This is a genomic window from Exobacillus caeni (genome assembly GCF_005747095.1).
In the GTDB taxonomy this organism is placed as follows: domain Bacteria; phylum Bacillota; class Bacilli; order Bacillales; family Guptibacillaceae; genus Exobacillus; species Exobacillus caeni.
The window spans coordinates 309,757-333,630 of record NZ_SWLG01000005.1; the positions used below are offsets into that span (position 1 = coordinate 309,757).

20 protein-coding genes are annotated in these 23,874 nt (G+C 41.2%); 6 read left to right on the forward strand and 14 right to left on the reverse strand.

Annotated features, from left to right (window positions below):
- Positions 1 to 83: 83 nt before the first annotated feature.
- A complete protein-coding gene (gene zwf / locus FCL54_RS09040; RefSeq protein ID WP_138125522.1) occupies positions 84 to 1,586 on the forward strand; it encodes a glucose-6-phosphate dehydrogenase in 1,503 nt (500 codons plus the stop codon).
- A gap of 78 nt (positions 1,587 to 1,664) precedes the next feature.
- Positions 1,665 to 2,288 carry a cyclase family protein gene (locus FCL54_RS09045; protein ID WP_138125524.1) on the forward strand — a complete coding sequence of 208 codons (624 nt, stop codon included), beginning with the start codon at positions 1,665 to 1,667 and terminating at the stop codon, positions 2,286 to 2,288.
- Between the two features lie 54 nt (positions 2,289 to 2,342).
- Here the strand turns inward: FCL54_RS09045 and gndA are convergent, their stop codons facing one another.
- Both gndA and FCL54_RS09055 read right to left on the reverse strand, forming a co-directional pair.
- A complete protein-coding gene (gene gndA / locus FCL54_RS09050) occupies positions 2,343 to 3,755 on the reverse strand; it encodes an NADP-dependent phosphogluconate dehydrogenase (protein WP_138125526.1) in 1,413 nt (470 codons plus the stop codon).
- A 189-nt stretch (positions 3,756 to 3,944) separates the two neighbouring features.
- Positions 3,945 to 7,151 (reverse strand): bifunctional diguanylate cyclase/phosphodiesterase, encoded by a 3,207-nt coding sequence (locus tag FCL54_RS09055; RefSeq protein ID WP_171016760.1) that lies wholly within the window; start codon positions 7,149 to 7,151, stop codon positions 3,945 to 3,947.
- A gap of 198 nt (positions 7,152 to 7,349) precedes the next feature.
- Here FCL54_RS09055 and FCL54_RS09060 point away from each other — a divergent pair, with 198 nt between their 5' ends.
- Together FCL54_RS09060 and rpiA are read left to right on the forward strand one after the other, a co-directional pair.
- Entirely contained in the window at positions 7,350 to 7,622 is a 273-nt protein-coding gene (locus tag FCL54_RS09060) for a hypothetical protein (RefSeq protein ID WP_138125530.1), read from the forward strand.
- Between the two features lie 11 nt (positions 7,623 to 7,633).
- Positions 7,634 to 8,302, forward strand: coding sequence for a ribose-5-phosphate isomerase RpiA (gene rpiA / locus FCL54_RS09065; RefSeq protein ID WP_138125532.1), 669 nt, complete (start codon positions 7,634 to 7,636; stop codon positions 8,300 to 8,302).
- Between the two features lie 125 nt (positions 8,303 to 8,427).
- On the opposite strand, the gene FCL54_RS09070 is transcribed toward rpiA, so the two are convergent.
- The 10 genes from FCL54_RS09070 to FCL54_RS09115 all read right to left on the reverse strand — a co-directional run bounded on the left by FCL54_RS09070 (position 8,428) and on the right by FCL54_RS09115 (position 18,364).
- Complete coding sequence (locus FCL54_RS09070; RefSeq protein ID WP_138125534.1) at positions 8,428 to 8,736, reverse strand: hypothetical protein; 309 nt, start codon at positions 8,734 to 8,736, stop codon at positions 8,428 to 8,430.
- Positions 8,733 to 8,939 carry a helix-turn-helix transcriptional regulator gene (locus FCL54_RS09075; protein WP_138125536.1) on the reverse strand — a complete coding sequence of 69 codons (207 nt, stop codon included), beginning with the start codon at positions 8,937 to 8,939 and terminating at the stop codon, positions 8,733 to 8,735. The genes FCL54_RS09070 and FCL54_RS09075 overlap by 4 nt, the downstream gene beginning before the upstream one ends.
- Positions 8,940 to 9,088: 149 nt before the next feature.
- Positions 9,089 to 11,674 (reverse strand): ATP-dependent chaperone ClpB, encoded by a 2,586-nt coding sequence (clpB, locus tag FCL54_RS09080; RefSeq protein ID WP_138125538.1) that lies wholly within the window; start codon positions 11,672 to 11,674, stop codon positions 9,089 to 9,091.
- 221 nt (positions 11,675 to 11,895) lie between these two features.
- Positions 11,896 to 12,330, reverse strand: coding sequence for a universal stress protein (locus tag FCL54_RS09085; RefSeq protein ID WP_138125540.1), 435 nt, complete (start codon positions 12,328 to 12,330; stop codon positions 11,896 to 11,898).
- A 125-nt stretch (positions 12,331 to 12,455) separates the two neighbouring features.
- Positions 12,456 to 13,481, reverse strand: coding sequence for a S8 family peptidase (locus FCL54_RS09090; protein ID WP_138125542.1), 1,026 nt, complete (start codon positions 13,479 to 13,481; stop codon positions 12,456 to 12,458).
- A gap of 84 nt (positions 13,482 to 13,565) precedes the next feature.
- Complete coding sequence (locus tag FCL54_RS09095) at positions 13,566 to 13,955, reverse strand: C40 family peptidase (RefSeq protein ID WP_171016761.1); 390 nt, start codon at positions 13,953 to 13,955, stop codon at positions 13,566 to 13,568.
- A gap of 337 nt (positions 13,956 to 14,292) precedes the next feature.
- Complete coding sequence (locus FCL54_RS09100) at positions 14,293 to 15,435, reverse strand: glycosyl hydrolase family 18 protein (protein WP_138125546.1); 1,143 nt, start codon at positions 15,433 to 15,435, stop codon at positions 14,293 to 14,295.
- A gap of 131 nt (positions 15,436 to 15,566) precedes the next feature.
- Positions 15,567 to 16,586 carry a phosphotransferase enzyme family protein gene (locus FCL54_RS09105; protein ID WP_138125548.1) on the reverse strand — a complete coding sequence of 340 codons (1,020 nt, stop codon included), beginning with the start codon at positions 16,584 to 16,586 and terminating at the stop codon, positions 15,567 to 15,569.
- Between the two features lie 106 nt (positions 16,587 to 16,692).
- Complete coding sequence (locus FCL54_RS09110; protein ID WP_138125550.1) at positions 16,693 to 17,517, reverse strand: DUF4097 family beta strand repeat-containing protein; 825 nt, start codon at positions 17,515 to 17,517, stop codon at positions 16,693 to 16,695.
- Positions 17,518 to 17,533: 16 nt separating this feature from the next.
- Positions 17,534 to 18,364, reverse strand: coding sequence for a DUF4097 family beta strand repeat-containing protein (locus FCL54_RS09115; RefSeq protein WP_138125552.1), 831 nt, complete (start codon positions 18,362 to 18,364; stop codon positions 17,534 to 17,536).
- A 468-nt stretch (positions 18,365 to 18,832) separates the two neighbouring features.
- On the opposite strand from FCL54_RS09115, the gene FCL54_RS09120 reads away from it, so the two are divergent.
- Positions 18,833 to 20,119, forward strand: a complete 1,287-nt coding sequence (locus FCL54_RS09120) for an NCS2 family permease (RefSeq protein ID WP_138125554.1) — start codon at positions 18,833 to 18,835, stop codon at positions 20,117 to 20,119.
- A gap of 154 nt (positions 20,120 to 20,273) precedes the next feature.
- Here FCL54_RS09120 and FCL54_RS09125 read toward each other — a convergent pair whose 3' ends face one another.
- Together FCL54_RS09125 and cdaS are read right to left on the reverse strand one after the other, a co-directional pair.
- Positions 20,274 to 21,077, reverse strand: a complete 804-nt coding sequence (locus FCL54_RS09125; RefSeq protein ID WP_138125556.1) for a C39 family peptidase — start codon at positions 21,075 to 21,077, stop codon at positions 20,274 to 20,276.
- 87 nt (positions 21,078 to 21,164) lie between these two features.
- Positions 21,165 to 21,791, reverse strand: a complete 627-nt coding sequence (gene cdaS, locus FCL54_RS09130) for a sporulation-specific diadenylate cyclase CdaS (RefSeq protein ID WP_138125558.1) — start codon at positions 21,789 to 21,791, stop codon at positions 21,165 to 21,167.
- 158 nt (positions 21,792 to 21,949) lie between these two features.
- Here cdaS and FCL54_RS09135 point away from each other — a divergent pair, with 158 nt between their 5' ends.
- Complete coding sequence (locus tag FCL54_RS09135) at positions 21,950 to 23,752, forward strand: M3 family oligoendopeptidase (RefSeq protein WP_138125560.1); 1,803 nt, start codon at positions 21,950 to 21,952, stop codon at positions 23,750 to 23,752.
- Positions 23,753 to 23,874 lie beyond the last annotated feature (122 nt).

Consider the following 23,874-nt stretch of genomic DNA (forward strand, 5'->3'; position numbering starts at 1 on the left):
AGTCTGAAAAAGCTATAAAATTTTATTTTGAATACCATGACAATAAGGAATTAGTACTTTCACATAAAGAGAGGTCATTTAATATGAACGATCAAATCAATTCGGCTTCTGTGATCGTCATCTTCGGAGCTACCGGAGACCTGGCAAAAAGGAAGCTTTATCCGTCTATATACAATCTTTATGAAAAAGGGCACCTTACTGATGATTTTGCTGTAGTCGGTGTGGCAAGAAGACAGCTGTCGAATGAAGAATTCAGGAATAACGTAAAAGATTCCATTTATGAAAATTCATCAAAGGCAGCAGATTCAAAAGAAGATTCTTTTGTAAAGCACTTCTTTTATCAGCCTTTTGACGTTACGAATGACGAATCCTACCAGGCATTAAAGTCCATGCTAGAAAATCTGGACCAACAATTTTCTATACCTGGAAACCGTATTTTTTATCTTGCTATGGCTCCTGAATTTTTTGGTACGATCGCACTGAACCTTGAAGCAGAAGGACTTACCCAAACGGATGGCTGGAAGCGTCTCGTCATTGAAAAACCGTTTGGCCATAACCTTCCATCCGCCAAAAAACTGAACGAAGAAATCCGCCAGGTGTTCTCAGAAGATGAAATATATCGTATTGACCATTACCTCGGGAAAGAAATGGTCCAAAACATCGAGGTGATCCGCTTTGCTAATGCTCTATTTGAACCCCTCTGGAACAACCGTTACATATCAAACATACAGATTACATCAAGTGAAACGGTAGGTGTTGAAACAAGAGGCGGCTATTATGAGAAATCCGGTGCACTTCGGGACATGGTCCAGAATCATATCCTGCAGATGGTGGCACTGCTTGCAATGGAACCTCCGATCAAACTGACAACGGAAGATATTCGAAATGAAAAGATCAAAGTTTTCCGATCATTAAGACCCGTTATCCCTGAAGAAGTCGACCAATATTTTGTCCGTGGACAGTACGACGCGGGGGAAGTTAACGATAAGGAAGTACAGGGCTACAGGGAAGAAAGCAATGTAGATCCCGAGTCAAACACAGAAACATTTGTTGCCGGAAAAGTGATGATTGATAATTTCCGCTGGGCTGGTGTCCCGTTCTATATCCGTACAGGAAAAAGGATGGCAACAAAATCGACTAAAATCGTGGTAGAGTTCAAGGAACTTCCAATGAATTTATATTTTGAACAGCAAGAAGAGAAAGGACCTAATCTGCTCGTAATCAATATCCAGCCTGAAGAGGGTATGAGGTTGCATCTAAATGCAAAGAAATCAAGCCCGACTGGCGGAACTACGCCGATCCAGCTTGAATTTAACAATAATTCTTTAACTTCGATCAACACGCCTGAAGCATATGAGAGATTATTGTACGATTGCATGAAAGGCGATGCAACAAACTTCACCCACTGGGACGAGGTTGCTTTGTCCTGGCAGTTCATTGACCCGATTTCTATTGCATGGGCTAACAATAAAGAAGAAGATTTTCCAAACTATGCTGCAGGTTCGATGGGTCCACGCAAGTCTGAAAAACTCCTTGAAAAAGATGGCTTCAAATGGTGGCCCATAACCCATAAAGGTTTAGAGTGAGTTGAAAAGGATACATGTTGATCAAAAAAGAGCATGTATCTTTCTTTTTATCAAAGATATCTGAAAGGAAGTGCTAACATGAAAGTTTACGATGTAACAGCATCTATTTTTGAAGGAATGCCAGTTTATAAGAACAAAGAAGAAAAACAACCGAAAATTTCTACCCAGACAAACGGGCATGTTACAGAATCCAGGATTACGATGGATGTACATACAGGAACGCATGTTGATTCTCCGCTTCATATGATCAATGATGCAGATACTATGGAATCCATTTCAATCGAGGATCTTGTTGGCAATGCTAAAGTAATTGATCTTACAAATGTAAAAGAGAGCATCTCAAAAGAGGACCTTGAAAAAGAAGAAATCGAAAAGAACGATTTTATTCTTTTTAAAACTCAGAACTCCTTTGAGGATGAATTTAATTTTGATTTTATCTTTCTTGCAGAAGACGGGGCAAAGTACCTTGTTGAAAAAGGAATCCGTGGTGTAGGAACAGATGCACTCGGCATTGAAAGAAGCCAGCAGGGACACCCTACCCATCGTACCCTGTTTGAAAAGGAAATTATCATTATGGAAGGCCTTCGTCTTAAAGAAGTTGAAGCTGGGGAATATTTCATGGTTGCTGCCCCCATTAAGCTCCAGGGTACAGATGCAGCTCCTGCGAGGGTTCTGTTGTTTGAAGGGTTAAAACAATCATAGCTAAGAGAAGCCCCCACTGCATAGATTGCAGCGGGGGCTTTCATTATTCTTTAATTAATCTTCAAGCCATTCCGTATGGAAGGTTCCTTCTTTATCAAGGCGCTGATAGGTGTGAGCTCCGAAATAATCGCGCTGGGCTTGTAGAAGATTTGCCGGAAGCCTTTCACTTCTATAGCTGTCAAAATAGGAAATAGCGCTGGATAACCCAGGTACCGGAATTCCTTTTTGAACAGCAAGTGCCACAACTTCTCTTGCTGCATCCTGATATCCTTCTACGATCTCTTTGAAATAAGGATCAAGAAGCAAGTTTTTTAATTTAGGATTTCTGTCATATGCTTCTTTAATGTTTTGCAGGAAGGCTGCACGAATAATACATCCTCCTCTGAAAATCATCGCGATGCTTCCGTAATCAAGGTTCCAATCATATTCGTCAGAAGCGGCACGCATCTGGGCGAATCCCTGCGCATACGAACAGATCTTACTCAAGTAAAGTGCTTTTCTTATTTTTTCAATCAGTTCCTGTTTGTCTCCATCAAACGGTCTGTCTACTGGACCATTCAATACTTTGCTTGCTTCTACACGTTCTTCTTTCATCGCAGAAATAAAACGGGAGAACACGGATTCAGTGATGATCGAAAGCGGTACACCAAGATCAAGAGAACTCTGGCTTGTCCATTTTCCGGTACCTTTTTGGCCTGCTGTATCAAGAATAACATCGACCATCGGCTTGCCTGTTTCTTTATCTGTTTTTGTGAAGATATCTGCCGTGATTTCGATCAAATAGCTATCAAGCTCTCCTTTATTCCACTCACTGAAAACTTCATGAAGTTCCTGTGTGCTAAGGCCAAGAACGTCCTTCATAAGGTGATAAGCCTCTGTTATAAGCTGCATATCCCCATATTCGATTCCGTTGTGGACCATCTTCACATAATGGCCAGCACCGTCTGGGCCGATATATGTTGTACATGCTTCACCGTTGACCTTTGCTGCGATATCTTTGAAGATGGGGGCAACGAGATCGTATGCTTCTTTTTGTCCCCCGGGCATGATGGAAGGTCCTTTTAGCGCTCCTTCTTCTCCCCCGGAAACTCCGGTACCGATAAAATGGATTCCTTTGGCACTCAGCTCTTCATTTCGTTTGCGTGTATCCTTAAAGAAGGCATTCCCGCCATCGATAAGAATATCTCCCTCTTCAAGATGTGGAAGCAATTGCTCAATTGTTGCATCTGTTGGAAAGCCGGCTTTTACCATCAGCATGATCTTTCGAGGCTTTTCAAGCGAGTTCACGAACTCTTCTATGCTGTATGTATCTTGAAAGTTTCTCCCTTCTACTTCCTTCATCATTTCTTTTGTCTTTTCAGGAGAACGATTATATACAGAAACAGAGTATCCACGACTTTCGATATTCATCGCAAGGTTTTTCCCCATTACCGCTAAACCAATAACACCAAATTGTTGTTTTGACATGTAAATTTACCCTCCAAAACAATGATCTATTATCCTCGCCAAGCTCGATATTTTAGCGGGATTCAACGAGTCACCAAAAGGAATTATACCATAATTCAGCCAATCTATCCTTCCTCAGCCCTTTTAGTATGTTCAAAAAGGTTTTGTTTTACGACTGGTTACAGAATCGCGAGCATCCTTGTATGGGATTTATTTTTTCGCAGTTAGAAAGGAATGGAATTCTTCTGGTTTTACCGGTTCGCTAAAATAATAGCCCTGTATCTCATCACAATCCATTTCACGGACTATATCCAACTGTTCCTTTGTTTCTACACCCTCTGCCACCACTGTTAGATTGAGCTTTCTTGCGATACCGATTATGCCAGCGGCAATCTCCTTGCTTTCGATATCATTGGTGATATCAATAATAAATGAGCGGTCTATTTTCAGTGTATTAACCTTGAATTTCCTTAGATAACTTAATCCGCTGTAGCCTGTGCCAAAATCATCGATCGCGACCTTTATGCCCCGGGATTTCAAATCGTTTATACTTCTTAAGATTTGTTCTTGATTGTTTATAAAAGCACTTTCCGTCAATTCAACTTCCAATAGTTCCGCTTTCATCCCTGTTTCGTTTAGAATTTCTTCGATTCTCTCGACAAATTGAAGCTGAAGGAACTGTACCGCAGAGAAGTTAACCGAAATAACAATCGGTTCAAAACCTTCCATTTCCCACTGTACATTCTGCTTGCAGGCTGTTCTCAGCACCCATTCTCCAACTTCGATGATCATCCCGGATTCCTCTGCCAGGGGAATGAACTCTGATGGTGAAACATATCCCCATTCAGGGTGGTTCCATCTTATTAATGCTTCTGCGCCGACTATATTGTTATTAGTGTGGACCCTCGGTTGATAATGTAATGTAAGCTGATCTCGTTCAATAGCTTTTTTTAAATCATTTTGCAACGAGAACGATTTATAATTCCTAAGTTTCATATAAGGGGAGTACACTACAAACGTATTTTTCCCCTGCTCCTTTGCCCTGTACATAGCCAGATCTGCATTGATCATCAATGATTTACTGTCTTCTCCACCGTCCGGATACATACTGATGCCGATACTCGTGGTTACAAATATTTCATATCCCTCTATGATAAATGGTTCCTCAAGCCTTGAGAGTATTTTACTCGCTACCTTTTTTACGCATGAGACTGTTGAGCAATTCATTATGACGGTAAACTCATCACCGCTGAGACGTGAAACAAACCCTTTCTCTCCGACGCTTTTTTTAATCCTTTTCGCCGCTTCCTGTATCAAGCGATCTCCCATGGCATGGCCAAGAGTGTCGTTGATATATTTAAACCGGTCTAAATCAAGAAACATGACTCCAACGCGTTTACCCGAATTCTGGCTCGCTTTTATCTTTTCATCCAATTTTCTTTCAAAAAGCCTCCTGTTGGGCAATTCTGTTAAGTGGTCATAATAAGCCATCTTTTGAATTTGTTCCTGTGCCAGTTTTGTCCTGGTGATATCCCGGTAGTTTAAAACGACTCCTTTCACACTTGGGTCCTGGAGTAAATTTGTAGCGGTAACTTCACAATATACCCATGCTCCGTTTATCTTTTTAATTCGGAGCTCCGATCGCTTAGGCAAAAAAAGCGTGCTCATCACTTCGTTAAAAAGCTGCCTTGCCTGTGGTTTATCCTCTTCATGAATAAGAGTTCCTGCGAGTATCATGTTTTTATTGAGCATGGTGTATCCAAAAATCCTTTCAAAAGCCGGATTTTCGTATGAGATCGTACCGTCTTCGTCGACGATGGAGATGACATCGTAGGAATGTTTAACAAGTGACTTAAACCGTTCCTTCCTCTTCCTCAATTCTTCTTCCATCTTAACTTTTTCTGTAACATCCTGGACAGTACCGATCAAACGGGATACCCGGCCATCCTCATCGAAAACCGCCTCTGCATTTTCAAACAGGAACCTGATATTGTGATCATCCTTAATAATACGATGAGTAATACTGTATTCCTTTCCCTCTATAGCGCCTTTTACTTTTTCTTCAACCAGAACCCGGTCATCAGGATGGACAACCTGTAGGAATTCTTCAAATGTGCCTTTAAAGGATGCAGGATCTACTCCAAAAATACGATAAGCTTCACTTGACCATAAAGAACAATCTTCAACTATGTTGTACTCCCAGCTCCCCATATGTGCCATTCGCTGTGCTTCTTGAAGGTTTGACTGGCTTCTTTCGAGTATGATCTCCATTTGCTTCTTTTCAGTGATATCTTTCCTGATACCTATGTATTGATAAGGTTTTCCGTCTTTATTTAGAAAAGGGACAATGGTCGTATCTTCCCAAAATATAGTACCGTCTTTAGCTTTATTTTTAACTGCACCGCTCCATACTTTCCCTTGTGAGATCGTTGCCCAGATCTCAGGAAGCAGTTCTTTGGAATGATCCGGAGGAAATAGCAGGCTATACGGCTTACCCAGCAGTTCCTCCTTTGTGTATTGAGAAAGCTGGCAAATCCCTTCATTGACATACGTCATAATACCTTTTTCATCGGAAATGACAACATTGGAGGATTGATCCAATGCATATTTTATATCGGAGAGCTCCTTTAAAGTTTCATCTAGATGCTTTTGTTCTGCTTTTCGCTCTGTCACATCTCGTGAAACAATGATTACACCCATCACTTCGCCAGAAGGTTTTAATATCGGGGATACTGTTCCCTCTATGATGATCCAACCACCTTCTTTATGTATATATCGAAATTCTGTTTTAATCGATTTTCCTGTCTCAAGAACTTCCTGAACAGAATGTGAGGCGTTTCTGGCATCCTCGGGATGAATCAGCGTGAAAAGTCCGTTTTCTTTTATAAAATCTATCGTATAGCCAGTAATCTTGTTCTGAGAAGGAGATATATAGATGATATTTCCATATGAATCAAGAACTACAACCATGTCTGACAAGTGGTCTGTTACAAGGTTTCTTACATTCCCCTGGATTTCAGGTGTTGCTAATAGTTTTCTCGCTATCACATATACACCTACTGTTTCTTCCTCAAGAATTACTGGGATAATAGAGCAATTAGTAGCAATATCGTTTCCTTTTCTGTTTCTCCATATCAATCCATAGTTATGTACATCTGCCCTCGTTCTTCCATACAAAATCTCTAATAATTTATCGATAGCATCATGGTTAACTAACTGAAACAAGTTACTATCCTTTAATTCGGCCGATGGCAAATCGAGTAGAGATTGGGCCGGGTCATTTGCAAACACGATGTTTCCTTTATCGTTAAAAAGAAAGACAGCATCCCAGAGATTGGAAAATAGTGGCTGGTAAACCTTATCTATTAAATTTTGATCAAATTGATTATATTCATTTATTAGTAACTTTGAAAACAATTGCCTGGTCCCCCTGATTCCCTTGCATTCGTACTTCGTTTTAGGATAAAACATCCATTTCTATCTTTACATATCTTTGGATATCGGCAAGGCGTTGCACAAAAATAAATTTGTCGTTTTCGCCATTTTCTTCCTAATAACCCAATGATTTTTTTAGTTTTATTCGGGTATTATAGCATATAACAGGGAGGCGATAGAATGATTCGGTATAATGGGGTACATGTCGCGAACGCCATACTCGGCGTGATCCTTGTCGGCTATTCTTTAATCATTTTAGCTGGCCAACTCTTTTCAGGAACTATCCGGGGAATTTGGCTGCCGGTTGCCCTGATTCTTATCTGGCTGATCTCTTATATTATCCAGGTGAAGTCTGTAGACTCGAATAAAACAGTTGGGATGGTTTTCCTTGGACTGTCGGCAATGCTGGCCATTTTATTAATGTGGGGATTTTTCGAACCGATTTACGTATAGTGGGAGGACATATGGAACCTAAAAAGCTCGCAGGAGAAAAAGCAGTTGATTATATTGAAAATAATATGGTGATTGGACTTGGAACCGGCTCAACCGTTTATTGGACGATAAGGCATCTTGCATTACGGGTAAAGGCAGGACTTCACATCAAAGCGATTCCTACTTCAATGTCAACTGCGCGACTTGCAGAACAGCTCGGAATTCCTCTTGCTTCTTTCACCGAAATCGATAGGCTTGATTTAACGATCGATGGAGCTGATGAAGTGAGTCCTGATTTAAACTTAATTAAAGGAGGCGGAGGGGCACTTCTTCGGGAAAAGATTGTCGCCTATGCTTCGGAAAGACTGATCATCGTAGCCGATTCATCAAAGCAGGTGGCAAGTCTTGGGAAATTTCCTCTTCCTGTCGAAATAACGCCTTTTGGCTGGGAGAATACTTGCAAACAAGTGATGCTACTCGGCTGTGAAAGTCTTACACTGCGAGAAAAAGACGAAAGGCCGTTTGTAACAGACAACGGAAACTATATTGCCGACTGTAAGTTTGGCAGGATCGATTCACCTGATCTGTTGGAAAAGTCTCTGAATGCTATTCCGGGTGTCGTTGAGAATGGATTATTTGTTAACATGGCTGATCAAGTCATTATCGGAACGGAAAAAGGCACAAATATTGTAGAAAAATAAAATGATTGACGCAGTGTCTGCCGAAAAAATTAAAAGGCATAGTTTCTAGGGGCCAGCCCATTTAGATTAGAGTGGAGTGCAAACTGGCCTCCCATCTGTTTAATTCCCAGTAATCCAGTTAGTAATCAATACTTCACGTTATAATAAAAAACGCTAAAGGAGTAGCTAGCCATGTGGATCAGCAGCACGATTCCGATCGCCGGAGCCGGTGATGTGATCCCTTCCACAAGAACAAGAAAGAAAACAATGTAAATACCCGCGAGCGTCCACCACCAGCTTGTGTTTCTTGATCTTTTTTCAATCTCCATATACCGTTCATCGAGACCTCTCTTTTGGGCTGCAAAATGCCGCCCTAAAAAGTATCCAAGCGCTCCAAGTAATAATCCTCCGAACAACCCGACCATTCCTAACACATTATCCAGTCCCAGGTTCATATGTTTTCATCCTCCTCAAAAATAAATAGTTCTTCAATATAACAATTAAAGACCTGCGCTAATTTATGAGCTAACACTAAAGATGCCTTGTACTTCCCTGATTCAAGCGAGATAATTGTCTGTCTGGAAACACCAACACGTTCTGACAGCTGTTCCTGGGTAAGATCATGAGCCAGTCGCTTTTCTTTAATAACATGTTTCACCCTGCTATCACCCCGCTAAATTAAGTAAAGTTCACTTTACGTAAAGTATACTTAACATCTGTTGTAGTGTCAATATTTTCCTGGCTATAAAAGAACATTTTCCGATCTGCAACTAAAAGCGGCATGGAAGATCACCATGCCGCTTACTCTTATTCGATAACCAGTTTCCCATTCTCTACATCTACAACAAAGCTTGAGCCATCCTTGATTGTTCCCTTGATCAATTCACGTGCTATTTTTGTTTCCAGGTGTTTTTGCAAATATCGTTTTAGAGGCCTTGCACCGTATACCGGATCAAAACCGGACTTTGCAATGAAAGACTTTGCTTCGTCAGTGAGATTTAACGTTATTTGACGTTCTGCAAGGCGGTTTTCAAGTTCCTTAGCCATTTTGCTAACAATCGACTTTATTTCCTTGTTCGTTAAAGGTGTAAAGAGGACGATATCATCTACTCTATTTATAAACTCCGGACGAAAATGAGAGCGAAGTTCGGCAAAGACATTGTTTTTTATTTCGTCTCTAATCTCCCCGTCATCAGTAACTTCTTCGAGAAGATGGTGGGAGCCGATATTCGATGTCATAATGACGATCGTGTTCTTAAAATCTACGTTACGTCCCTGTGAATCTGTGAGTCTGCCGTCATCAAGCAGTTGCAATAAAATATTAAACACATCGGGATGCGCTTTTTCGATTTCATCAAGTAAAATGACAGAATACGGCTTTCTTCTCACTGCTTCCGTAAGCTGCCCGCCCTCTTCATATCCAACATAGCCTGGAGGTGCTCCAACAAGACGGGAGACAGAATGTTTCTCCATATACTCGGACATATCGATCCTTACTATCTGGTCCTCGCTGTCAAACAATGCCTGTGCAAGAGCTTTTGCCAGCTCTGTCTTTCCAACACCAGTTGGGCCAAGGAAAATGAAAGAACCGATCGGCCTATTCGGGTCCTTGATACCCGCTCTGGCGCGAATTACTGCATCACTGACAAGAGAAACTGCTTCTTCCTGGCCGACAACTCTCTCATGTAAAATGTCTTCAAGCTTTAATAGTTTCTCGCGCTCCCCTTCTACGAGGCGCGACACAGGAATTCCGGTCCATCTCGAAACAATATCTGCGATTTCTTCTTCAGTTACTTCTTCGCGTAAAAGCCTTGGTTCGTTATCATCATATGTTTTATTTTCTTCTTCTTTTAATTTCCTTTCCAGTTCCGGTATTCGGCCATGTCTTAGCTCAGCAGCTTTTTCAAGGTTATATGCCTGTTCAGCCTCCTGCAATGCTAGCCTTGCCTGTTCGAGTTGTTCACGTATTTTTTGGACACCCTGCAACGATTCCTTTTCTTCTTCCCATTGCGCTTTCATCGCATCGTATTTTTCCTTTAGATTGGCAAGCTCTTTTTGGAGTACCTCCAAACGTTCCCGGCTTGCCTGATCTGTTTCCTTTTTAAGGGCTGCTTCTTCAATCTCAAGCTGCATGACTTTTCTAGTGACCTCATCAAGTTCGCTCGGCATCGAATCGATTTCTGTTCTGATCATGGCGCATGCTTCATCCACTAGATCAATCGCTTTATCGGGCAAGAATCGATCGGTAATATAGCGGTTGGATAACACGCCTGCTGCAACAAGTGCGGTATCATGGATTTTGACACCGTGATGGATTTCAAAGCGTTCTTTCAATCCTCTTAATATTGAAATGGTATCTTCTACATCCGGCTCATTTACCTGTACCTGTTGAAAACGCCTTTCTAGTGCAGGATCTTTTTCAATGTATTTGCGGTATTCATCGAGCGTTGTCGCACCGATACAGTGCAATTCTCCTCTTGCAAGCATCGGCTTTAACATATTGCCTGCATCCATTGATCCTTCTGTTTTTCCTGCTCCAACAATCGTATGAAGTTCATCGATAAAAACCAGTATTCGCCCATCACTTTGTTTAATCTCATTTAAAACGGCTTTGAGTCGTTCTTCAAATTCTCCGCGATATTTTGCCCCGGCAACAAGCGAACTCATATCGAGAGCAAAAATCGTCTTGTCCTTCAAGCTCTCAGGAACGTCTCTTCTTACGATACGATGTGCCAGCCCCTCTACGATAGCTGTCTTTCCAACTCCAGGCTCTCCGATCAAAACAGGGTTATTTTTCGTTTTACGAGAAAGAATTCGGATTACTCTTCGAATTTCACTATCTCTTCCGATCACCGGGTCAATTTTCCCAGCCCGTACATCCGCGACCAGGTCGCGTCCATATTTCTCAAGTACTTCATATGTTCCTTCTGGTTCCTGGCTTGTCACCCTTTGATGCCCCCTTACTTCCTTAAGTACAGATTCCAGTTTTTTTCTGGTAATCCCGGTTTCTTTTAATTGTTTCCCTGCTTCTGTTTGCCCTGAGCTTAAAGCCAGGAGAAGATGTTCAACAGAAATGTATTCGTCTTTTAAAACTTTTGCTTCTTTTTCCGCGGCGATCATCAGTTCAGAAAGTTGTTTGGAAAGGTAAACCTGGGAAGCTCCCATACCTGAGACTTCAGGCTTTTTGTTTAGTACCTGATTCACCCTCTCCAGAAGCATTTTTTTATTAATATCCATCTTCGCCAACAAACGGCCGGTCAATCCTTCATTCTGTTCAATGAGCGCTTTTAATAAATGGATGTTATCTACTTCAGGATGATGGTTTTCGATCGCAATATTTTGGGCACTGACGACAGCTTCCTGCACTTTTTGTGTCATACGGTTCAAATCCAATTGAAAGACCTCCCACCAGGTATTATTCTGTATCTTTTAAATTACTCTTTTACAACTGTTTTTTCAAAAATTACACTTTATAATCAGTTACATTTGATGATTGAAAGCGGGTGGATGGAAGAGCCTCCAGGCGTTCCTGACAGTAAATAACTGGCACCGGATAACTAACTTATTGAAAAACTGGACCGCTCTAGAGGAGGGTCCAGTTTTTAGATCATGTGTTATTTTATAATTAATACAGGACAGTGGGAACGCTGTAGCACGTTATGGCTGACACTTCCAAGGAAGAACTCTTTGATTCCGCCAAGTCCCCTGCTTCCCATTATGATCAGGTCGATCTGGTTTACATCTGCATACGTAACGATTTCATCCCCTGGATTACCTTCAAGGACCATCGTTTTCGTTTTATGATCAGGTAAGTCTTCATTTAGTCTTTCTTTCATTTCCGTCATCATTTCTACCGCATCTTTGCGAAGCTCGTTCAGGATGTTTGCATAGACAACCGCAGAACTGATTTGTGCTGTCGGATTCAAGGCTGTCACAACATCCAGCTCCACCGCATCGTTTTCCTTTGCCATGTTGAGCGCTACTCTATAGGCTTTCTCGCTCAACTCTGACCCATCGAAAGCAACCAACAGTTTAGTATATCCATTCATACGAAGCCCTCCCCTTCTTATTCTACCTTTATCATACCCCTAGTTTAGCAGAATGTATGTGAGGAAAGTCACACAGGGTCTGACCCCGCAATTTTTGTGGAGAACTTTCACAAGCAAGATGCCCGCTAGTTATTTGGGTCAATGCTTGCTGCAGGGATGACGAATCCTTTGCCTTTCATGTCTCCCGCTCTCTTTCTAGCGGCAGGGCGATTGGCAATCGGCGTGTTGCCTGTTGTTAACAATAGTAATCCGTTTCCCTGACCTCTCTGGCTCATTCCGAGGGACCTGGTGCGTTTAATGAGTTGTGCATATAGTTCTGCTTCCGACGGCTTACGCCCATTCTCTTTTTGAAACTGGTTAATGAGCAATGCTGCTGCACCGGAGACGTGTGGCGTTGCCATGGATGTACCCGATAATTTAGCATATTTTCCATCTTTATAAGTGGATAGTACATCTACACCAGGAGCAACGAGGTCAACTTCTTCGTTCGTATTAGTAAAATCGGCCAATCGCCCTTTCATATCCACTGCTCCTACCTGGACAACTTCTTTATAATATCCCGGATATCCGCGCTCAATCGTCCCTGTTTTTCCATCCCCTTCGTTCCCTGCTGCACAAACTACTAAAAGATCATTTTCAACGGCTCTTTTTATCGCTTTATGAAGGTCCGGATCGTCTTTAGATCCCCCAAGAGACATGGACATGACACTCACCTTCTCTCCTCGTGGCCCGCGCCAGTTTGTGGCATAGTTAATGCCATCGATCAAGTTTTGATAAGAGCTCGAACCATCGCTTGTAACCACTTTTAAAATGAGCAATTTCGCTTTTGGAGCTACCCCTGCGACTCCCTGGCCGTTGTAGCTAGCTGCTATCGTTCCGGCAACATGTGTACCGTGGTAATGATTGTCGTAAAAGTTATACGGATTTCCGCCGTAATCGGAAGTGAAATTCCTTCCTCCGATAATCCTGTCTCTTAAATCTGGATGGTCTGTCTGGCAACCAGTATCTAGAACTGCCACTACCACTCCCTCACCCATATCAGAGTCCTTCCATATAGAAGGAGCTTTTATCATCCTGACCCCTTCTGGAATTTCATTTGGTTCATCGACTACGTTTCCAACTGAATAAGGAATTAATCGCATATCTGCCATATGTGCTTCCCCTCTCTTATAAATAAACTAGTTAGTACTAGTAAATTCACTTGTTTACGAGAGGGTGCAAAAGTTCCGCTCCTGTTATAGTACTCTTCTTGCACCGAGGAATTTTTTCATCCAGCTGCGCGATAGTTTAGAAACCTTTACTTCATTTCCTTCTTTAAACGTATGGAGCATTTTTTTGTTTCCCATATACATACCAACATGTCCGACACGATCGATCCCTTTTAAGCCTTTTCTTTTCTTAGTTGTAAAGAAAAGGAGGTCTCCCGGCTGAAGCTCGTCTATCGAAACAGGTTGCCCCATTTCAATTTGCTGTCTGCTTGTTCTTGGAAGGATAATGCCGTAACTGGCGTAAACGTATTGTACAAAAGAACTGCAGTCGAATTCTTTTGTCTGAAAAGGCTTTGCGCCAAATCGGTAAGGTGTTCCAATATACCTTTTTCCTGTCTTGATAATCTGAATTCCCAACATACTATCATCCCTGCTTATCATGTCTGTATAAAAAATAGTAAGTATAAATCATCTGGCGGACAGTCTTTACGTGAAAACGAAGAAACTTGTTGCCCTTTAACTTCAGGCTTAATATTTGTTGTTATGGCGAACATTGTCTTGCTATATTTTTGTTCTGTTTTTATAGTAAAAAAGGCAAAGGCGCTGGGCCTCTGCCAATTAAGGGGGAAACCAGACTGAAACTTTGTTTCAATCTGTACTTTATCTTATGTAAGTTTTTAGCAAACGTATGGACAAGTGCTCTAGGACAAACGTGGAATCTTTGTAATAAGAAAAGCAAATCAGTGGCTTTCTTTTACCTTCTTACATATACTTTGTTCGTTCCAATAGCCGATCGAACTGATTGCCAGAAACGTTCATCCTCTAGCCCAAGCCTCCACATCGACACACCTGCAAGCTTGTATTTCTCAACAAGCTTTGTTTTAAGCGCTATGCTTTTTTCATTTTCATACCAGACAATGTGCTGTTGGCCATTTTTATCTTGATAGGAAAAAAAAGGGGATTGTGAGTTATTGTCCCATTCTGGGTTTGAATTAGTGGACTGAATCAGTTCAGGCAATCCTTTCCAGGCAATCGCCTTATGGTCCGTTTGTTTCCCTGTCGTAATGTTCCAATCGTACCCATATGCAGGAAGTCCGATTAACATCTTTTCGGAAGGAATCCGGCTCACTGCATAGTTCAGTACATTCTCTACCCAGTCGATACCTGCTACTGGTCCCGGTTCTCCCCAGAATCCATGCTGGTCATAGCTCATCAATTGAACTTTATCTGCGATTTGGCCGATCGCTGCATAATCGAACGTTCCCACCCAGGCACGGTCTGGATAATCACCTGTTTTCGCAGGAACAGAGACGATGAGTTCGTATCCTTTTGGCTTTAGTTTAGAAGAAAGCTCCTTCAAAAACGTCGTGTAAATCTTTCTGTCTTCCGGCATCATCTGTTCAAAATCCAGGTTAACGCCTTTATACCCGTTCTCGTCTAATATTTGAACAATATTTTTGGTAAGAGTATGGCGATGTGCCGGGTTATTTAGAACCTGACTTGTCAGCTCCGTGTTGAATTCATTTTGAATCGTAGCAAAGGTAAACATACTGTTTTCAGAAGCGATCCGTACGCCGTTATTGGCAAGGACACCATCTATTTTGCCTTCTGGACGAAGTAAAAAGTTGGCGGTAGCGATCGAATTTAAGTAAGATCGGTATGCTTCCAGTGCCTGCCGGGACTTAATATCCTCTTTCCAATACTTGGTGTAAAAACCTAAAACAATCGGACCATCCTGTGGCTGGAACATATCCTTTTGGACAACTTTTTCGTTAGTGTCTAACTGTTTTGAAGCAAGTTTTCCTGCAGACAGGATATTCCCTTCTGTTTTTATAAGTAATAACAATACTGTTGTTATCGTTAGAATGCAAAAGAAGACTGCTAGTTTAAGTTTCATGTCGAACCCTTTCTATTTAGCTAATTCACTATTAAAAAGAATAGCAAGGAACGGCCGCAGATACTAGATGTAGTTATTTCCTATTGAAAAAAGACCCTCTCTAATGAGAAGGTCTGCGGATCTTACAATTCTTATTCACTTTTACTTGTCACCCATCTTGAAAAATCGACATCCACAACCGGAATATCATTTTCTAGACGATATTTTAGCTTCTCCAAAAACTTCTTCAGGTTTTCGTTTATGTTTTCCAAATCCATTTTTTTATGAAAAACAGCATACAGCGCAAAGTCTCTCATTCTTAAAAAATGAGGAATCTGTTCGATCCAAAAGCCGCCTAGATCAAACTCTTTTTGATACCCTTCCATAAATGCATCCATAAATTTTTCTGCAAAAGCGATGCGTGATGCTTCTCCATCTGTGTCAGGAGCCCACCATAAAGAATAATAGAGTGCGATTGCAATGTCACTTGCAAAGTAGTTATATGCAGAATCATCAAAATCAAATACCGTTATCTCACCTGTATCGTCGACAAAGAAGTTTCCTGGATGGACGTCTGTGTGCATCAAGCCATACGAATCGTTTCGTTCTGGAAGACTGCTGATATATTGAACAAGTTCCTTATTTTTTTCGATGATAGGTGCTTCTGATACATATTTTTCAATGTCGATTAAGTCATCCTCTATCCAGGATGGACGTCTTGCATCTTCGCTTGCCTCGTAACCGGTAGTCGCACGGTGCATACGCCCGATCGTTTCTCCCCATTTTTTAAACAGAGTTGAATTCCATGAGGATTTTTCCTTAAAGTCGATCATTTTTCCTGGTGCTTTTTCAAACAAACACGCAATAAAGTAAGTGTCTTCTGCTTCTAACACTTCGGTTAATTTCCCATTTACAGAAGGATATGCTTCAATAACGCGGCAATTTTGTTCTTTTAAAAAGTTTATCCATTGCAGTTCTGCAAGAACATCGTTTTCTTTCCGATGCGAGCTATGGGTAAGCCTTAGGATATATGGTTTTTTATCACGATAGACTTCAAATACATAATTTTCAAAATCCCCATGCTTCTTCGTTTCTTCTGTTCCTGTATTAAAGAGCGCGCACGCTTTATGGAGCAGCTCTTCAGAAAAAAGTTTTTCTACTGCTTGTTCCAACTGATCGTCCTCCTTTACATTCTTCCTCTTTTAACATACGCTGTCTTTCCGCAAAAACCTTTTTTCAAAATGAGACCGACTCAGTAAGAATCTGCCTCATTTCTTATTATTGGTTTAGATTAATTTTACCCACTGTCGTACGAATCTTTAATACGGGGCCGCCTTCACCGATTTCTTTTACGATCGTTCCGTTAGAAGATTCATCAAAATCAATATCGGGCAGGTTTGCATCAATTTTTCCAATCGTCGTTTTTGCTTCGATTTTAAGATCCTCCGGAATTTTCTTAAGATCCACGTTTACTTCTCCAGCTTCCGTTTCAATGTTGATATCTTTGTTTAGAACTTCTATCTCCGTATTGATCTGGCCTGCTTTCGTTTTGATATCGAGTTTACCTGTTGCTTCTTTAATATCGATTTTTCCAGCGTCAGAAGAAAGTTTTGCATAGTCTCCTATAAAGCCATCTACCGTCACTTCGCCAGCTTTTGTATCGACAACGAGTTTTTTCGCTTCGATTTTGCCAAGCTCAAGCTTGCCTGCTTCATTTTTCACTTCGATCTTATCAAACTCTTTTTTAGGAAGTGCTATTTCAAGGTGGCGGTCCCCATCATCATTTCCTGTAATAAACGGGATCTTAATGTTGAAAACTTCTTCAGATTCTGCGCGTACTTTTAAAGTGTCGCCTGAGTCATCAATCGTTAAATCCATATCTTTTCCTGTCAAACGGACGTGAATCTTATCATCATCACCTTCTGTTACTTCAACATGGCCTGCATCCAGATATACTTCAACAGTTGAGAACTGTCCCCCCGAAAAAGACTTTTCTTCATCAACCGACGAAGCGTTTATCGCAAATAAGCTATTTCCTGTAAGGAACACACCGATCACACCGAGCACAAGAACCCCCAATACAACGATCACAACATTTTTCATTATTATTTCCCCCTGCTTAATTCAAATCAAAATCCCCTGAACTTGTATTTACGATGAGTTTCGGACCATTCTTTCCGATAGATCCCCGAATTTCATGTTCTTCTTTCACTTTATAATCCATTCCTTTAAGATCAACGTTTCCTTCTCCAGAGCTTCCGTCAAATTCCAGTATCAACGCATCTGGCTGCACAGCTGACTCGATTTCTACATTTCCGCTTGATGTATTGAACTCTATATCATCAGTAATTTTTTTAGTATCCAGCATGATCCTTCCAGAACTTGCTTCACCTTGCAAACTGCCCTGAAGATCGTTTAAAACCATGTCGCCTGATGAAGTATCGATTGAAATAGACGCCGCTTTTAGATTGGAAGCAGTCACATCTCCCGAACTTGCACTAAAATGAAAACCATCTGCTTCCACGTCTTCCACTTCAATATCACCGGAAGAAGTATCAACCGTTATGTTCTCAAACCTTTTCTCAGGGACTTGTACGGTAAGGTCCAGGCTTTTAATCGTAACGCCAAATTTGAAGCTGTTACGTTCTTCAATATCGATCTTAATTGTGTCGCCATTTTCATGAACCCTTAACCTTATCTTATCTTTTAATTTTTCACTCACTTTTCCGTCAAGCTCAATTCTGATGTCTTTTCCTTTTGTAGGAACAATATTCACGTCTATGCTGCTTGTATCTACCTCAATCGAATCGATTCCAGAGGCTTTTACCGTTTTCTGGTCGTTTATCTTAACCGTTTTAAAAGAAAAGCCATCCGCCTGGTAAATCGTAAATAAAGACCCTGCAACCCCAACGATCAATACGAGCAACGCAATCCTGATAAACTTCCCCATTTTATTTCGCTCCCCCTTTTGTCAACATCCTCTAAATGAATGTCAAATAACTTTAAAACTCCTGATACACCAATCCCTTTTATAGGCATTAATTACTATTCGTAAGGAATATTTTACCACCAAGTTCAATTAAAACAATATACGATTTCTTTTTCTTGCAAATCTTTTGAACGCCTCTTTTGTTCACAAATCTTCGGGGGTCTGACCCCAAAAGTTTTGTGGATAACCCTTGAAGGCTTTATTTAGCTATTTTCGTTTATGTTGAACTTTCTTTTAGTTTACAGGTTTGACGGAGGGTTCTCTTCAGGATTAAGGCGTAATTTACCTAAGTCTTGAGACCTACTCGTTTCAAGACTCTTTGTTTTTTTATGGGATATGACAGATTGCATAAGCTTTGTTATAATTTCTTTTTGTGAGTCAGTGGGACTCATGGGCGGGAGAGGGATAAGAAAACAAAGAAGGGAAATTGTGAAATCTTTATTTCAACGTATCTTTAATCTTGAAAATCATCACACCTCATTCAAGCAAGAAATACTTGCAGGTGTTACATCGTTTTTTACGATCGCGTACATTACAGTGGTAAATGCAACGATTCTTGCTGATGCAGGTATACCTCTTGAGGCAGGTATCATCGCTACAGTCTTAACGTCTTTTGTTGGCTGCCTTTTGATCGGTTTCTATGCCAATGCGCCGATTATCCTTGTCCCAGGGATGGGTGTTAATGCGTTCTTCACGTATACGGTGGTTGAGTCCATGGGATTATCATGGCAGGAAGGGCTGGCAGCGGTGTTTGTATCAGGTGTTTTATTTATCATCGTAGCGTTTTCCGGTCTTGCTTCCATTCTTTCCAAATCAGTTCCTCGATCGCTGAAGGAAGCGATCACAGTAGGAATCGGACTCTTTTTAGCTTTTATCGGTTTGCAAAAAGGCGGCATCGTCACTTCAAGTGATACTACTTATGTAGCACTTGGAGATCTTGGAAGCCCTCATGTGATTTTAACGATTGTAACCCTTTTGATCACCCTGTTTTTATTTGTGAGAAACGTCAGAGGACATTTTCTGATAAGCATTTTCGCTGGTACAGTCCTTGCTGGCTTAAGTGGAATGATCGACTTCAGCAAGCTTAGCTCCTTTTCATTTGATTTTAAGAGCTATGGCTCGTTATTTACCGCCATGTCTTTTGATAATATCCTGGCGTTCCCATTTTGGATCGCGGCATTTTCTCTTTCACTGATCATCGTGTTTGAGAACATGGGACTTCTACATGGATTACTTCCCGACCAATCTAAATTCAGGCGTTCTTATCAAGCAAACGCATTGTCTACCGTTACTGCTGGTTTATTTGGATCGAGTCCAACCGTATCGACTGTAGAAAGCGCAGCGGGCATTCAATCAGGTGGAAGAACAGGTATTACTGCAATCGTTACTGGTTTGTTGTTTCTCGGATCTCTTGTGTTTATTCCAGTCATAAAGATAATTCCTGATTCAAGTATAGCTCCGATCTTAATCGTGATCGGCGGGCTGATGGTAAAATCGATCCAAAACATTTCTCTCCAAGATTTTTCTGAAGGATTCCCGGCATTTTTGATCATTGTACTTATTCCTTTGACATACAGTATTGTTGACGGAATTGCATTTGGCTTTATAACCTATCCTTTATTGAAAATTGCACTTGGAAAAGGACGAGAGGTTCCTCTTCCTTTATATATTATCGCAGGATTGTTTTTCATGAACTTTTTCCTGCACGAACTTTAGTTCACAATAAAAGGGCGCTCTACAGAGTGCCCTCTTAATAAACCGGAAAAGGGGCCTGACTTGAGTCAGTCCCCTTTTTTTATACTCCAGATGCAATACTTTTAATCGAAGAGCATCTCTGTCTTTACCTTAGTATAGCTAATCATCGAGTTTCTTATCGATAGGATAGTGCCTGTTTTTTCAAAGCAATCCACGAATCGATAAATTGCTTTTTATTAACCTTCACTTCTTTTTTCCCGGAAAGTGGGTCATTTAGGTAGACGTTTTCCCTATCATATCCCACTAACACGACAGCATGAAGATCGAGCGGTGTTTTGATTTTTTCTTTACCGTGCCGCCAGGATTCCCAGCGGTCCGGCAGGCGATAATCTCCTGTCGTCCACACAACCACTGGCCGGTTGTTATCGATTTGCAGCTCTATCTGTTTGAACGGCTTGCCGGTCAAATTCACCGTCCGCTCCGGTAGATAAGCTTCCATCAACTGTTCCATCGGTTTGTCAAATACTGCATAGCCTGCATTTTTTCCGGTCATATCGCCTACGAATCCATCGTTTGGATCTCCCCAGTCTGTAATGTTTCCCTGACGCGTTTTGCGAATAGGATCATTGTCTTTTGCTATTTTCCTATAAAGGGACATTTTATCCGCTTTGATTCCGGCGTACTGTAATACCATCGCCAGGCTCGTTACTTCACATCCGTATTTAAGTTCCGGATTTTGTTTTATCAGCGGAACATCCAGAATAACTTTTTGCTTCCCCTTTTCTTTCTTTACTTCCGGAGCAGATATTTTCTTAGCGTTAGGCCTGGTTCCTGCTGCCTTTTTCTCAACCGGTTCCTTTACTTGCAGTTCTTTGGTTTGAGCCGGCTGGTTAGCAGCATTTTCATGCCGCTGACCCGCTTCGGTCGTAGAGCAACCGATAAGCGTAAAAACAATGACCAAGTTAAGCAACGTTTTCATGCCATCACCTAAATCATTTTTATTCACCGCTTATCTTTTAGACTTTGTATTTGCTCGATGAGCTATAAGTGGAAATATTTTTTCTTCTTATAAAAATAGCTCCTCCGTAGTTACCGGATAGAGTTTACCACCGATCGCAAATGAAATTCTTCCTGTTTCTTCAGAGACAACAAGTACTAGTGCATCACTTCTTTCCGAAAGTCCGATCGCAGCCCTGTGTCTCATTCCAAGCTTTTTGTTAGCCCCTTTCAGCTCATTTGTCGATATAGGCAATACATTTCCCGCCGAAATAATATGATTTGTTTTTATAAGAACAGCGCCATCATGCAACGGATTTCCTGGATAAAAAATTGATTCCAACAACGTGGTGGAAAACTGAGCGTTTAAAGCAGTTCCTTCCTTTATCAAAGGATCCACACTATCATCACGCTGAATGGCGATTAATGCTCCATGATGCCGGTTGGATAAATGCTGTGCTACCCGGGATAGTTCAGTATGCATGGAAGTAAACGGAGTTAAGTATGCCTGCAAATAATAGTATGCTGCCGATGAATGGATCTTCACGAACTTTTTCTGTATATCTTCAAAATCGCATAAAATACATTCCCTATCTTCATCGAGTTCCGAGACCAACCTATTCACTTCATCTTTTACAATTTCCAAGTGCTCTTTTAACTTGGACTTCATCTCGCCATGAAGTGGTATATCCTTCATTGTTACCACCCCTTCCAAAGAGTATCTTTAACTTAAATTCCCTAACGGCCATAAGAATATGCAGAAATTTTACCTTGTGCTGCTTTTTATTTAAAAGGAAAACAGACGACCTTTAGAGAAAAATTATATCGAGAACAAATAAGTTAGGAGTTGGATTTATGATTAACACGTTAAGCCAGAAATGGAGCTTAGATGCGATCTTTTCGAATGGCAGCGATTCCGAGGAACTTCATTCATTTTTAGTAACGTTAGAAGAAAAGATAACCTCTCTCACCGGAAAAATAGAAGGAGAAAACGGACCACAATCCGATAATGAAATACCAAACTGGCTTCCTCTATTGAACAAGGTACAAACGGTCTCAGCTGAACTGTTTGAGGTAAATGAGTTCGTCGAATGCCTTCAGGCTCAAGATGTAACAGATGAAAAAGCTAACACCCTGAGCAACAGGGTATATGCTGTCAACGCAATGTTCGATACTCTCAACACATACTTTGACCAGCAGCTCCAGACAATACCAGAAACCACCTGGAAACTGCTTTTAAAACAGGAAGAAGTAAAAGCGATAGCCTTTCCGCTTCAGGAAAAAAGGGAAAATGCAAAAGAGAAATTACCTGTTGAACAAGAGGCACTGATTAATGACCTTTCGATAAACGGTTACCACGCGTGGGATAATCTTTATAATGCAACCTTAGGAAAGCTAAAGATTCCCTTTGAAACGGAAGGAGAAATAAAGAAACTTTCCCCCGGACAGGCTTATCATCTGTTAGTTTCTACAAATGAACGCAATGAACGGAAAGCACTTGCAGAAGGGTTCAAGACCGCATTAAAAGAAGTGTCAGAAGTATCTGCTGCAGCTTTAAACAATATCGGGGGTTTCCGCCTTCAAGTCTATAAACATCGCGGTTGGAGCACTGAGTCAATCTTAAAAGAACCTTTACAAATAAACAGGCTTACAGACAATACATTGGATACAATGTGGAATGTTATAAACCAGAACAAGCCAGTACTCCTGTCGTATCTAAAACGGAAAGCTGAGCTGCTTGGACTGGAAAAATTAAGCTGGTATGATATTTCAGCATCTGTAGGTGAATCGACGAAAAAATATACATATGAAGAAGCGGCAGAAATGATAGTGGCAAATTTCAGCACTTTCGGATCAGAACTTGCTGAGACTGCCAGAAAAGCCTTCGAGGAAAGCTGGATCGATTGTGAAGATCGAGACACTAAAGCGCCGGGAGGTTTTGCGGCGAGATTTCCATTAACCAAAGAATCCCGTGTATTTATGAATTTTCACGGTTCTCCTGAAAGTATCGCAACCCTTGCCCATGAGTTAGGGCATGTCTTTCATCAAGGGATTATTTCTAAAAGTGTACCTCCTTTTTCCCAGACATATGCGATGGCGGTAGGAGAAACTGCATCCACGTTTGCAGAAAATATCGTCGCTGATGCTAACATCAAGAACGCGAGAGACAAGCGGGAGAAACTTTCCCTTCTAGATACGAAAATCCAGCCTGCGATCACCTATTTTATGGGGATACAATCTCGTTTTGAGTTCGAAAAGAAGTTTTATGAGGAAAGAAAAAAGAAAAGCTTGAGTACAGAAGAACTGACGGAGTTAATGCTTGAGGCTGAAAAATATGCTTTTAATGATTCACTGGAGTCTTATAACGAATATGGATGGATTTCCACCCGGCATTTTTATATGACTGACAAACCATTTTATAACTTCCCTTATACGTTTGGCTTTTTGTTTAGCCAGGGAATTTATGCAATGGCTAAAAAGGAAGGACATTCTTTCGAAGAAAAATATATTGAACTCTTAAAGGATACAGGCAGAATGTCCGCTGAAACGCTTGCTTTAAAGCATCTTGGCATTGATCTTACAAAACCGGACTTCTGGACGTCTGCCATCGATGGTATCAGAGCAGATATCAAGGAATTCCTTGCCATAACAGAATAAGTTATATAGCAGCGGAGCTTACCGCTGCTTTTTGTGCGACGGGCAGTCGCAAAGGGTGTTGCCGCAGGCAACACCCTTTCACTCTGTTTCTGGACAGAGACGACACCGAGGTGTAACGACTG